This is a genomic window from Pseudomonas savastanoi (genome assembly GCF_020917325.1).
GTDB classification, from domain to species: Bacteria; Pseudomonadota; Gammaproteobacteria; order Pseudomonadales; family Pseudomonadaceae; genus Aquipseudomonas; species Aquipseudomonas amygdali.
Map to the genome: position 1 here is coordinate 2,231,970 of NZ_CP076652.1, position 12,939 is coordinate 2,244,908.

Genomic DNA, 12,939 nt, shown 5'->3' on the forward strand with positions numbered 1-12,939 from the left:
TAGTCGGAGCGAGGTAGGCGTATCGCGCAGGATCTCAGAGCGCCTCAAGCGTTTCCAGCAGCACACGGACCTTGGTGAAGGTTTCCTGATATTCGGCCTCGCAGTTCGAGTCCGCCACAATGCCGCCGCCGCCCCAACAGGAAATGCGCCCATCCTTGACCAGCAGGCTGCGGATGGCGATCGAGCTGTCCATTTCGCCGCGTACGTCCAGGTACATCAACGAGCCGCAATACAGGCTGCGTCGGGTCGGCTCCAGCTCGTCGATGATCTGCATGGCGCGGATCTTCGGCGCGCCCGTGATGGAGCCACCGGGGAAGCTGCCACCGATCAGGTCCAGAGCATCGTTGCCAGCGGCCAGCTCCCCGGTCACGCTGCTCACCAGATGGTGCACGTTGGGGTAGCTTTCGAGGCTGAACAGCTCGGGGACTTTCACCGAGCCGATGCGGCAACTGCGGCCGAGGTCGTTGCGCAGCAGGTCAACGATCATCAGGTTTTCAGCGCGGTCCTTTTCGCTGGCCAGCAGCTCGTTGGCGAACGCGGCATCCTCTGCGGCGTCCGGGCTGCGCGGCCGCGTACCTTTGATGGGGCGGGTTTCGACCTGTCTGGCGCTGACCCGCACGAAGCGTTCCGGAGAAAGGCTCAGGATTGCATCGTGCCCCGGCAGGCTCAGGTAGCCGGCGAACGGCGTCGGGCAAGCCGCTCGCAGTGCACAATAAGCGGCCCACGGGTCGCCAGTACATTGCGCCTGAAAGCGTTGCGCGAAGTTGACCTGATAACAGTCTCCCGCCTGGATGTAGGCCTGAATGCGTTCGAAAGCCTGTCGATAGTCGTCCGCACTGATGCTGGCCTGAAACGCCTGGCTGAGCCGGAAAACGGTGGGTGGTTGAGTGACGCTGACAGAGAACAGCTCAATCAGACGTTTGCGCTCAGTCTCGGCCAGCGTCGGGTGAAAGACAAGCTGGCTGGTCTGATGCTGATGATCGCTGATCAGCGCCCAGGCGTAGAGCGCCAGGCGCGCTTCGGGCAGTTGCAGGTCGTCAATGGCCTGATCCGGTAGCGGTTCCAGGCGTCGACCAAACTCATAGCTCAGATAACCGATCAGGCCGCCAGCGAAGGGCAGTTCGCATCCGTCAGGCAGCTGTGCTGTGCCGAGCGCCTCGAGACTGTCGCGCAAGCGCTGGAGATAGGTGGCTCCGTCCTCGTCATCGGTAACGCTCAGTTCCTGCAGCGGCCATGCGCTGAGCAGGTCATGTCGGCCCCGAACGGCTGTCGGCCTGCCGCTGTCGAGCAGCACCGCACCCGGCGCTTCGCGGATTCGCGCAAAGAACGCGATCGGGTCGGCGCTGTAGGGCAGGGGGTGTATCGAGCAGATCGGCATCGTCGAATATCGGTCTTGGAAACGCGGCTGGCGATTGTAGCCTTGCCGATGCGGCAGTCCTAGCGGTATGTCCGTTCAGACGCCGGGCACGTGACCGAACAGGTCCTGGACAAAGCTGACCCGCTCCTGCGCCGATTCCTGGCGTCCTTCAAGAGCCAGCTGCTCCAGACGCGCCTCGACGGCCTGAGTGCGATGGGTCAGGCCACTGTCATTGGCGATCTGAATGTTCAGGCCGGGACGGGCATTGAGTTCCAGAATCAGCGGGCCCTTGTCCTGGTCCAGCACCATATCGACACCGATGTAGCCCAGACCACACAGCTCGTAACACTCGGCGGCAAGCTTCATGAAACCGTCCCAGTTGGGCAGTTGCACGCCGTCCACCGAATGGGTGGTGTCCGGGTGCTTGCTGATGATGTTGTTCAGCCAGGTGCCTTGCAGGGTGACGCCGGTGGCCAGGTCCACACCGACGCCAATCGCGCCCTGATGCAGGTTGGCCTTGCCACCTGACTGGCGGGTCGGGAGGCGCAGCATGGCCATCACCGGATAGCCCATCAGCACGATGACGCGGATGTCCGGCACGCCTTCATAACTGATGCTTTTGAAGATCGGGTCCGGAACAACCCGGTATTCGATCAGCGCCCGGTCACGGTGTCCGCCCAGCGAATAAAGGCCCGTGAGGATGCTGGACACCTGATGCTCGATTTCCGCGTGGCTGATGATGCGTCCCGAGACGGTACGAAAACGCTCCTCGAAACGGTCGGCGATGACCAGAATGCCGTCGCCGCCTGCGCCCTGAGCGGGCTTGATCACGAAGTCGCTGTGCGCGCCGATGATATCGTCAAGCCGGTCGATTTCCTTTTCCGTGGAAATCACTCCGTACATTTCCGGCACGTGAATACCTGCCGCGATGGCCCGCTCCTTGGTGATGATCTTGTCATCGACGACCGGATAAAGGCTGCGCTTGTTGTACTTGAGCACATAGTCGGCGTTACGCCGATTGATGCCCATAATGCCGCGGGCCTCAAGCGCCTTCCAGGTCTTCCACCAGCCGATCATTTAGTCTTTTCCTCTTTCAGAAAAGCCTTGAAGCGCATCAGTTCGGTCAGGCGATAGCCACGGTATCTACCCATCGCCAGCATGAAGCCGACCAGTATCAACAGCACTGCCGGGAAGGTGAAAACGAAATAGGTCAGTTCCGGCACGCTCATGATCAGGTGTGCCAACGATGCCGCGAACAGTGTGCCGATCGCGACTTTCATGGCGTGGCTGCCGCCACGCTCTTCCCAGGTAATCGACAGGCGTTCGATGGTCATGGTCAGGATCACCATCGGGAACAGCGCCACCGAAAGCCCGCGTTCGAGCCCCAGCTTGTGGCTGAACAGGCTGATGGCCGCAATCAGCACCACAACGAAGGTCAGTACAACCGACAGGCGCGGCAGCATTTGCAACTTCAGGTGCTCCAGGTACGAGCGCAATGACAAGCCCAGAGCGGTGATCACCGTAAACAGAATAATGCCGAAACCCAGTTGGGTTTCGCGGAACGCCAAGGCAATCAGCACGGGCGTGAAAGTGCCCAGTGTCTGCAGGCCGATCAGGTTGCGCAGGATCAGGATGACCAGTACGCCAATCGGGATCATGACCATGACCATGAAGGTCTGCTGGGTTTGCAGTGGCAGCCCGTAGAGAGAATAGGCGAGGAAGTCGGAGTCGGTGCTGGCGTCGGTCAGTTTGGCGAGACGCATGGCGTTCATTTCACTGTTATTGAGGCTGAACGTGACTTGCACTTTCTTGCCCCCTTCTACACTGACCAGGGCGTCTTCACCGGTCCACCACAACAGGCGATCATCCGGCAGACCGGCTTCACCGGTATCCGGGTTGAAGTACAGCCATTCCTTGCCATTGAAGCTGCGCAGCCAGAGTTCCGGCGTCTGCTGCTCGGCATCCAGGCGAATGGTGTGGGCCTTTTCCAGTGGTACGTGGGCGATCGACAGCAGCAGCTCGGTGACCCGGGCCTTGTTGGAGGCCGAGTTATCACCGGCCAGCAGCAGCTTGACGTTATCGTCATTCAGGTTGTTGACGCGTTTGATGGCTTCGGTGATGAAGGTTTCCACGTCCGCAGAGTGCTGGCGAATGGGGGCCAGCAAAGCCTCGGCTGCAATTTTTTCGGGGCCTTCGACGGTCATGCTGTCGCGAAAGATCGGCCCTTTGACCTTGGGTTTCTCACCGCTGTAGCGCTTGGTCAGTACCAGGCGGTAGTAAAGCGTCTGGTTGCCGGTGGCGCGACGGGCCGACCAGGTGACCTTGCGATTGCCGTCAGCACGGTTGACGCTGACGCCGTAATTGTTCGAGATGAAGCTTTCATTGAGGCTGATGTAGTCGTGGGCCAGTGGCGGCACGAACATCTGGACCTTCACCGAATCCTTTGGATTGGCGATGAATTCGACTTTGGCGTCGATATTCCACAGGTCATCGGTTTCGTCTTCGGTGACGGGTATGCCGAGCGCCAGTATCTGATAGGCCGTGATCGCGATGCCCAGGGTCACAAGGGCAGTGATCAGGATCTTCAGATGGAGTGTAAGAGAGCGCATGGGTTTACTCTGCGTTTTGAGCGACGGAAGCGCAGCCGGGCTTCCCTGCCGCATATTTAAGACTTGGATCGACCAGCGCATCGAAGCGTTTCAACGCTTCGGAGCCGATCAAAAGCGGATATTGGAAAGCACTTCGGTCAGTCAAGTTCACTTCGATGGTGCGTAAAGCTTCACCCATACAGATATCGAGGTTGATCACCGGACGTGACGAGTATTTATTTTCTTCATTCGGGTCAACGTCGTCGGCGCGGCGCTTGATCTTGCTGACCCGGGCCAGAGGTCGTTCTATGGGGTGTATATGCTTGCTGTCGCTGGCTATATAGAAGCGCACCCAGCTTTCGCCATTGCGTTTGAAATGCTTGATGTCGCGGGCGCTCAGTGAAGCGGTCTTGGCCCCCGTATCCAGTTTGGCGGCAATCTCGACGTCGATTTCAATGAGGCTGGCGTATTCGTTGAGGCCATAGACTGTCTTGTTGGCGGCCAGGCTGACGCTGGGCAGCAGCAGGCCGGAAAAGAACAGCAGGCAGAGCAATGTGGGCAGGCTAGTCAGTCTCATAAATCCTGGCGCGATGAGCGAACAACTTCAGGGTCAGGGCGCAAATGGAGTTGACCTGAGGGTGATAGGGCAGGCAGTTCGCAGTCGCCGCTCCGGTGCGGAGCGTGCTGTGCGGACGCGGCGCATTCTAGCATGAAGCCTCGGCGCTGCCAGTGATCAACCTGTATGTCTGTTCAGGTTCTCTCGCAGGAACCTTTGACGTCCTTTCGATATATTGTCGACAATCCTTTGTTTTGCTTTGACTGATTTGCAGTTTATGGCTAGATTTGCGTCTTAAAAGGCTAAAGGTGTCGACAATGCTGGGTGCGGTCGAGAAGGCAGTAGCAGTCGTTGATGAGTCGGAAACCCTCTCCGAGAACGTTTTCCGACGCATTCAATCCGCTATTGTGAAAGGCGAGATCGCCCCCGGTAGCAAGATCTCCGAACCGGAGCTGGCGCGCACCTACGGCATCAGTCGCGGGCCGTTACGTGAAGCCATTCACCGGCTCGAAGGGCAGCGACTGGTGGTGCGCGTGCCGCACGTCGGTGCACGTGTTGTCGCGCTCAGCCATGCCGAGCTGATCGAGCTTTATGAGATCCGTGAGTCTCTGGAAGGGATGGCCTGCCGCCTGGCCGCCGAGCGTATGACCCAGGCCGAGATCGATGAATTGCGCGGCGTCCTTGACACCCATGAGCGCGATGCTGCGTTTCAGGCGGGCATCGGCTATTACCAGCAGGAGGGTGATTTCGATTTTCATTACCGGATCATCCAGGGCAGCCGCAATCGTACCCTCAGCCAGATGCTGTGTGGCGAGCTGTACCAACTGGTGCGCATGTACCGCATCCAGTATTCCACAACGCCCAACCGGCCTCGTCAGGCCTTTGCCGAACATCACCGCATTCTTGATGCCATCGCTGATCGCGACGGTGAGCTGGCTGAATTGTTGATGCGCCGCCATATCGGTGCATCCAGACGCAACATCGAGCGCCACTTCCAGGCGGCTCCCGACCGAGGTGAACAATGAGTCACAACAACAATACTCCCGGCCAGCGTTTCCGCGATGCGGTCGCCAGTGAACAGCCGTTGCAAGTGGTCGGCGCAATCAATGCCAATCATGCGCTGCTCGCAAAACGCGCCGGGTTCAAGGCTATTTACCTGTCTGGCGGCGGCGTTGCGGCAGGGTCACTGGGCATTCCGGACCTGGGGATTACCGGTCTTGAGGACGTGTTGATTGATGTGCGCCGCATCACCGATGTCTGCGACCTGCCGCTGCTGGTGGATGTCGACACCGGTTTCGGTTCTTCGGCGTTCAATGTGGCGCGAACCGTGCGCTCGATGATCAAGGCCGGCGCTGCTGCGATTCACATTGAGGATCAGGTGGGTGCCAAGCGCTGCGGGCATCGCCCGAACAAGGAAATTGTCTCGCAGCAGGAAATGGTCGACCGGATCAAAGCCGCCGTGGATGCGCGCACTGACGACAGTTTCGTGATCATGGCGCGCACCGATGCACTGGCGGTCGAGGGGCTGGAATCGGCACTTGAGCGTGCTGCGGCCTGTATCGAAGCGGGCGCAGACATGGTGTTTCCAGAGGCAATCACCGAACTGGCGATGTACAAGCAATTTGCCAACCGTGCAGGCGTGTCGATCCTGGCCAATATCACCGAATTCGGCGCTACGCCCTTGTTTACCGTCGATGAGCTGCGCGCGGCCGACGTGTCGCTGGTCCTTTATCCGCTTTCTGCCTTCCGCGCCATGAACAAGGCTGCGGAAAATGTCTACGGCGCAATCCGTCGCGATGGCAGCCAGAAGAACGTGGTCGACAGCATGCAGACGCGCATGGAGCTGTACGACGCCATCGACTACCACACCTTCGAGCAGAAACTCGACGCGCTGTTTGCGCAGAAAAAGGGCTGATGGGCACAGAACGAGAACTCTCGTTCCCACGCTGCAAGCTCAGCGTTATACACAGGTCTTGAGATGACCATCGTGCCAATGCTCCGCGTTGGCATGCAGTTCGTGACGCTCTGCGTCACAAGTCTCCAGCCTGGCGAGAAAGCAAACGTAATCGAAACTCAGGCCCGCATTCGTACGGACTGAATCACGCGTCAAGGCTCCAATGTGTGACGCGGAGCGTCACGAAATGCATTACCACGCGGAGCGTGGGAACGATCATCATCGTAGTTTGAGCCCCGTTTTCCGGGCTCATTGGGCTGATGTACAACGATGAGCGCTGCCGGTGTGAATTTATCTCGTGACGCTCTGCGTCCCATCACACAAAAACAATAGTGGAGAACATCATGGCTGAAGCAAAAGTATTGAGTGGTGCCGGGCTGCGCGGGCAGGTTGCCGGGCAGACGGCGTTGTCCACGGTGGGCATGGCGGGCGCCGGGCTGACGTATCGCGGCTATGACGTGCGCGAACTGGCCGCTGAGGCCCGGTTCGAGGAAGTTGCCTACCTGCTGCTGTACGGCGAGCTGCCGACCCAGGCCCAGCTGGCTGCTTATCTGGATAAACTCAAGAGCCTGCGCGATCTGCCTCAGGCCCTGAAGGAAGTGCTGGAGCGCATTCCCGCCGACACTCACCCGATGGACGTCATGCGCACCGGCGCGTCAATGCTCGGCACACTGGAACCGGAGCGCAGTTTCGATCAGCAGCGCGATGCCACCGACCGTTTGCTCGCGGCGTTCCCGGCGATCATGTGCTACTGGTATCGCTTCAGTCATGACGGCAAACGCATTGACTGCACAACCGCTGAAGACTCCATCGGCGGGCATTTCCTGCACCTGCTGCTGGATAAGTCCCCCAGCGAACTGCACCGCAAGGTCATGGACGTGTCGTTGATTCTGTACGCCGAACATGAATTCAATGCCTCCACGTTCACTGCCCGCGTCTGCGCGTCGACTCTGTCGGACCTGTTTTCCTGCGTCACCGCAGCCATCGGCACGTTGCGCGGCCCGCTGCATGGCGGTGCCAACGAGGCCGCGATGGAAATGATCCAGCGTTTCGCTTCGGCTGAGGAAGCCACCAAAGGCACCTTGGGGATGCTTGAGCGCAAGGAAAAGATCATGGGTTTCGGTCATGCCATCTACAAAGAGTCCGACCCGCGCAACGAGGTCATCAAGGGCTGGTCGAAGAAGCTTGCCGACGAGGTGGGCGACAGCGTGTTGTTCCCTGTCTCCGAAGCCATCGACAAGGTCATGTGGGAGCAGAAGAAACTGTTCCCCAACGCCGACTTCTACCATGCCTCGGCGTACCACTTCATGGGCATCCCGACCAAGCTGTTCACCCCGATCTTTGTCTGCTCGCGCCTGACCGGCTGGGCCGCTCACGTTTTCGAACAGCGCGCCAACAATCGCATCATCCGTCCGAGCGCCGAATACACCGGCGTCGAACAGCGCAGCTTCCTGCCCATCGAACAGCGCTGAAAAGGGGGCAGGGGAGCCGCTGACGAGTTCCCCGCCCGCATTCCGAACACTCCGTGATCGAGTCCCGCAATGAACAGTGAATTTCGCAAAACGCTCCCTGGCACCCGACTGGACTATTTCGATGCGCGCGCAGCGGTCGAGGCGCTCAAGCCCGGCGCTTATGCCACGCTGCCCTACACCTCGCGAGTGCTGGCCGAGAACCTCGTGCGCCGTTGTGATCCTGCGACCTTGAGTGCTTCTTTGACCCAGCTCATCGAGCGCAAGCGTGATCTGGACTTTCCGTGGTTCCCTGCGCGGGTGGTCTGCCACGACATTCTGGGGCAGACCGCACTGGTCGATCTTGCCGGCCTGCGCGATGCGATTGCCTCGCAGGGCGGTGATCCTGCGCAGGTGAACCCGGTGGTGCCGGTGCAGCTTATTGTCGACCATTCGCTGGCGGTGGAATCCGACGGTAATGACCCGCAGGCGTTCGCAAAGAACCGCGCCATCGAAGACCGTCGCAACGAAGACCGCTTTCATTTCATTGACTGGACCAAGCAGGCGTTCAAGAACGTCGAAGTGATTCCGCCTGGCAACGGCATCATGCACCAGATCAACCTGGAGAAAATGTCGCCAGTGGTGCAGGTACTCGACGGCGTAGCCTTTCCCGACACGCTGGTGGGGACAGACAGCCACACGCCACATGTCGACGCGCTGGGCGTGATTGCCATCGGCGTCGGCGGCCTCGAGGCCGAGAACGTCATGCTGGGACGCGCCTCGTGGATGCGCCTGCCGGACATCATCGGCGTCGAACTGACTGGACGCCGTCAGCCGGGTATCACCGCCACCGATGTGGTGCTGGCTCTGACCGAATACCTGCGTCAGCAGAAGGTAGTTGGCGCGTATCTGGAGTTCTATGGTGCAGGTGCTTCGAGCCTGACCCTCGGTGACCGGGCGACGATTTCCAACATGGCACCGGAATACGGCGCGACGGCGGCAATGTTTTCCATTGATTCGCAAACCATCGATTATCTACGCCTGACCGGCCGTGAAGACGAGCAGGTAAAACTCGTCGAGCTGTATGCGCGGCACACCGGTTTGTGGTCGGACAGCCTGCACGAAGTGGAGTACGAGCGCGTGCTGAGCTTCGACCTGTCCAGCGTGGTGCGCAACATGGCCGGGCCGTCCAACCCCCATGCGCGGGTCGCCACTGCGGATCTGGCCGCCAGAGGCATTGCCGGACAGTGGGACGAGGTGCCGGGGCAGATGCCGGATGGCGCAGTGATCATCGCGGCGATTACCAGTTGCACCAACACCAGCAACCCGCGCAATGTGATTTCGGCAGGCCTGCTGGCGCGTAATGCCAATCGTCTGGGGCTGATGCGCAAGCCGTGGGTGAAGTCGTCGCTGGCACCGGGCTCGAAAACCGTGGCGTTGTATCTGGATGCCGCAGGGCTGACGTCCGAGCTGGAGCAATTGGGTTTTGGCGTCGTGGCGTTTGCCTGTACCACCTGTAACGGCATGTCCGGCGCGCTGGACCCACTGATCCAGCAGGAAATCATCGACCGCGATCTGTACGCCACTGCGGTGTTGTCGGGTAATCGCAATTTCGACGGGCGTATTCACCCTTACGCCAAACAGGCCTTCCTTGCCTCGCCACCTCTGGTGGTGGCCTACGCCATTGCCGGTACCATCAGGTTCGATATCGAAAACGATGTGCTCGGAATGGCCGATGGCAAAGAGATTCGCCTCAAGGACATTTGGCCGAGCGACGAAGAGATTGATGCCGTGGTGCAGGCGTCGGTGAAGCCGGAGCAGTTTCGTCAGGTCTACATTCCGATGTTCGCCATCGAAGAACACACAGGGCCGAAAGTCGAGCCGCTTTACGACTGGCGCCCGATGAGCACTTACATCCGTCGCCCGCCCTATTGGGAAGGCGCGCTGGCCGGAGAGCGCACGCTCAAGGGCATGCGCGCACTGGCCGTGCTGCCGGACAACATCACCACCGATCACCTGTCACCGTCCAACGCGATCATGCTCGACAGTGCTGCGGGCGAGTATCTGGCGAAAATGGGCGTGCCGGAGGAGGACTTCAACTCCTACGCAACCCACCGGGGCGACCACTTGACGGCCCAGCGGGCAACCTTTGCCAACCCGCAACTGGTCAACGAGATGGCGGTGGTCGACGGCAAGGTCAGGGAAAGGCTCGCTGACCCGGATCGAACCCGAGGGCGTGGTTACGCGCATGTGGGAAGCCATTGAAACCTACATGGCCCGCAAGCAACCGTTGATCATCATTGCCGGTGCCGACTACGGGCAGGGTTCGTCCCGTGACTGGGCTGCCAAAGGTGTCAGGCTGGCGGGCGTTGAAGCCATTGCCGCAGAAGGCTTCGAACGTATCCATCGCACCAACCTGGTCGGCATGGGCGTGCTGCCGCTGGAGTTCAAACCGGGCACCAACCGCCTGACGCTGGGCATCGACGGCAGCGAAACCTTCGACGTGATCGGTCAGCGCACACCGCGCGCGACCTTGACGCTGGTGATCCAGCGCCGTAACGGTGAACGTGTGGAAGTGCCGGTGACGTGCCGTCTGGACACTGCCGAAGAGCTTTCTATTTATGAGGCTGGCGGCGTACTGCAGCGTTTTGCTCAGGATTTTCTGGAAGCTACTGCATCGTAGCTACGCTGGAGCGTGAGGAACGATAAGCGTGCGCAAGAGCACTATCGTGCCCATGCTCCGCGTGGGCATGCAGTTCTGGACGCTCTGCGTCCGATTTTGAGCGCGTAGCGCTCTTTGAACAGGACAACGAATTCATGGCTCATTCACCCCAGATCCGCATCCCCGCCACCTATATGCGTGGTGGCACCAGCAAGGGTGTGTTTTTCAGGCTGACGGACCTGCCTGAAGTCGCACAGATTCCGGGATCGGCGCGGGATGCGTTGCTGCTGCGAGTCATCGGCAGCCCGGACCCCTATGAAAAGCAGATCGACGGCATGGGCGGGGCGACGTCCAGTACCAGCAAAACGGTCATTGTGTCGCGTAGTACCAAGGCCGACCACGATGTCGATTACCTGTTCGGCCAGGTGTCCATCGATAAGCCTTTCATCGACTGGAGCGGCAATTGCGGCAACCTGTCGGCGGCCGTCGGCTCGTTTGCTATCGCCAGTGGTCTGCTCGATGCTGGTCGTGTGCCGCAAGACGGCGTCGTCATCGTGCGTATCTGGCAGGCCAATATCGGCAAGACCATCATCGCCCATGTGCCCGTCAGCAACGGCGAGGTACAGGAAACCGGCGATTTCGAACTGGACGGCGTGACTTTTCCGGCCGCAGAGGTGGCGCTGGAGTTTCTTGATCCGGCAGCGGACGAAGAGGGCGCAGGTGGCTCGATGTTTCCCACCGGCAACCTGGTAGACGACCTTGAAGTGCCCGGTATAGGCACCCTGAAAGCGACCATGATCAACGCGGGTATCCCGACAATTTTCGTCAACGCCGCCGATATCGGCTACAGCGGTACCGAGTTGCAGGGCGATATCAATGGTGATCCGCAGGCGCTCGCCCGTCTGGAAACCATTCGCGCCCACGGTGCCGTGCGCATGGGCCTGATTCGTAGCATTGATGAAGCCGCGACGCGCCAGCACACACCCAAGGTGGCTTTTGTAGCAGCGCCTGCCGATTACCTGTCATCGAGTGGCAAACCTGTTGTGGCAAAGGATATCGATCTGCTGGTGCGTGCCGTATCGATGGGCAAGTTGCATCACGCGATGATGGGCACCGCTGCCGTTGCCATCGGCACTGCCGCCGCCATTCCGGGCACGCTGGTCAGTCTGGCAGCTGGCGGACAGGCGCGCAGTGCGGTGCGCTTCGGTCATCCCTCCGGCACACTGCGGGTCGGTGCGCAGGCTGTTCAGGAAGGCGCTGACTGGAAAGTCACCAAAGCCCTCATGAGCCGCAGCGCCAGAGTGCTGATGGAAGGCTGGGTGCGAGTGCCACAGTAAAACGACTGAAACAGTCAGCTGCAAAAATCAGTTGATGCGGCTACTTTCAATGGTTATTTGAAGCGGCGCTCCACACCTTTTTCGACCAGCACCTTGGCAGAGATCTCTTCCACTGAAAAGTGCGTGGAGTTGATGTTGGGAATGTTCTCGCGGCGGAACAGGCTCTCTACCTCGCGCACTTCGAATTCACACTGCGCGTAACTGGAATAGCGGCTGTTTGGCTTGCGCTCGTGACGGATTGCGGTGAGACGGTCCGGGTCGATGGTCAGGCCGAACAGTTTGCTGCGGTGTTCCTTGAGTGCCGCAGGCAGTTGCAGACGCTCCATGTCATCTTCGGTCAGCGGGTAGTTGGCGGCCCGGATACCGAATTGCATGGCCATGTACAGGCAGGTCGGGGTCTTGCCGCAGCGCGACACGCCAACCAGGATGATGTCGGCCTTGTCGTAATAATGCGTCCGCGCGCCGTCGTCGTTGTCCAGCGCAAAGTTGACTGCCTCGATGCGCTCCATGTAGTTGGAGTTATGCCCGATGGAGTGCGATTTGCCCACCGAATAGGAAGAGTGTGAACTAAGCTCCTGCTCCAGCGGGGCGAGGAAGGTCGAAAAGATGTCGATCATGAAGCCATTGGACGTCGCCAGAATCTCGCGGATGTCCTGATTGACGATCGTGTCGAAGATGATCGGGCGCACATCGTCCTTGTCGGCGGCATTATTGATTTGTTGTACCATCGCCCGCGCTTTCTCGACGCTGTCGATATAGGGCCTGGTGAACTTGTTGAATGTAATGTTTTCAAATTGTGCCAACAGGCTCTGGCCCAGGGTTTCGGCGGTGATACCGGTGCCGTCCGAGATGAAGAAAGCAGATCGTTTCATTTTTGACCCAGGCCTTAAGCAGTTGACGAATTCTGGCTATCATAGGCGTGCCTGCCTGCAGGTGCGTCTTTTTTGAAGGTACGGTTTCAAGGCATGGGCCTGCGCCCGGCCAGACACGCCCGAGGTCACATCACATGTGATTCGGGTGAATGAGCTTTTCCCAAC

The 12,939-nt window shown here is 59.6% G+C and carries 9 protein-coding genes and 1 pseudogene; 5 read left to right on the forward strand and 5 right to left on the reverse strand.

Annotation, left to right across the window (positions count from 1 at the left end):
• Positions 1-34: 34 nt before the first annotated feature.
• From pabB to rloA, 4 genes are all read right to left on the reverse strand, one after another.
• A complete protein-coding gene (gene pabB, locus KP808_RS09660) occupies positions 35-1,378 on the reverse strand; it encodes an aminodeoxychorismate synthase component I (RefSeq protein ID WP_230018275.1) in 1,344 nt (447 codons plus the stop codon).
• 75 nt (positions 1,379-1,453) lie between these two features.
• Positions 1,454-2,431 carry an alpha-L-glutamate ligase-like protein gene (locus tag KP808_RS09665; RefSeq protein WP_161936594.1) on the reverse strand — a complete coding sequence of 326 codons (978 nt, stop codon included), beginning with the start codon at positions 2,429-2,431 and terminating at the stop codon, positions 1,454-1,456.
• Positions 2,431-3,966: an osmotic stress tolerance membrane protein RloB gene (rloB, locus tag KP808_RS09670; RefSeq protein ID WP_005732527.1), complete on the reverse strand. Its 1,536-nt coding sequence runs from the start codon at positions 3,964-3,966 to the stop codon at positions 2,431-2,433. The genes KP808_RS09665 and rloB overlap by 1 nt, the downstream gene beginning before the upstream one ends.
• A 4-nt stretch (positions 3,967-3,970) precedes the next feature.
• Positions 3,971-4,522, reverse strand: a complete 552-nt coding sequence (gene rloA / locus KP808_RS09675; RefSeq protein ID WP_122258753.1) for a retropepsin-like aspartic peptidase RloA — start codon at positions 4,520-4,522, stop codon at positions 3,971-3,973.
• Positions 4,523-4,818: 296 nt separating this feature from the next.
• Between rloA and KP808_RS09680 the strand changes: the two genes are divergently transcribed.
• The 5 genes and pseudogenes from KP808_RS09680 (at position 4,819) to prpF (ending at position 11,902) form a co-directional block, all read left to right on the forward strand.
• Entirely contained in the window at positions 4,819-5,526 is a 708-nt protein-coding gene (locus KP808_RS09680) for a GntR family transcriptional regulator (protein WP_122258754.1), read from the forward strand.
• Positions 5,523-6,416 carry a methylisocitrate lyase gene (gene prpB / locus KP808_RS09685; protein WP_230018277.1) on the forward strand — a complete coding sequence of 298 codons (894 nt, stop codon included), beginning with the start codon at positions 5,523-5,525 and terminating at the stop codon, positions 6,414-6,416. The genes KP808_RS09680 and prpB overlap by 4 nt, the downstream gene beginning before the upstream one ends.
• A gap of 383 nt (positions 6,417-6,799) precedes the next feature.
• Entirely contained in the window at positions 6,800-7,927 is a 1,128-nt protein-coding gene (gene prpC, locus KP808_RS09690; RefSeq protein WP_058401043.1) for a bifunctional 2-methylcitrate synthase/citrate synthase, read from the forward strand.
• Positions 7,928-7,996: 69 nt separating this feature from the next.
• A pseudogene (gene acnD, locus KP808_RS09695) lies at positions 7,997-10,586 on the forward strand (Fe/S-dependent 2-methylisocitrate dehydratase AcnD).
• Between the two features lie 134 nt (positions 10,587-10,720).
• On the forward strand, positions 10,721-11,902 hold the full coding sequence (gene prpF, locus KP808_RS09700; protein WP_230018280.1) for a 2-methylaconitate cis-trans isomerase PrpF: 1,182 nt from the start codon (positions 10,721-10,723) through the stop codon (positions 11,900-11,902).
• Between the two features lie 53 nt (positions 11,903-11,955).
• Here prpF and ppsR read toward each other — a convergent pair whose 3' ends face one another.
• Positions 11,956-12,774, reverse strand: coding sequence for a posphoenolpyruvate synthetase regulatory kinase/phosphorylase PpsR (ppsR, locus tag KP808_RS09705; protein ID WP_002553036.1), 819 nt, complete (start codon positions 12,772-12,774; stop codon positions 11,956-11,958).
• Between the last annotated feature and the right edge of the window lie 165 nt (positions 12,775-12,939).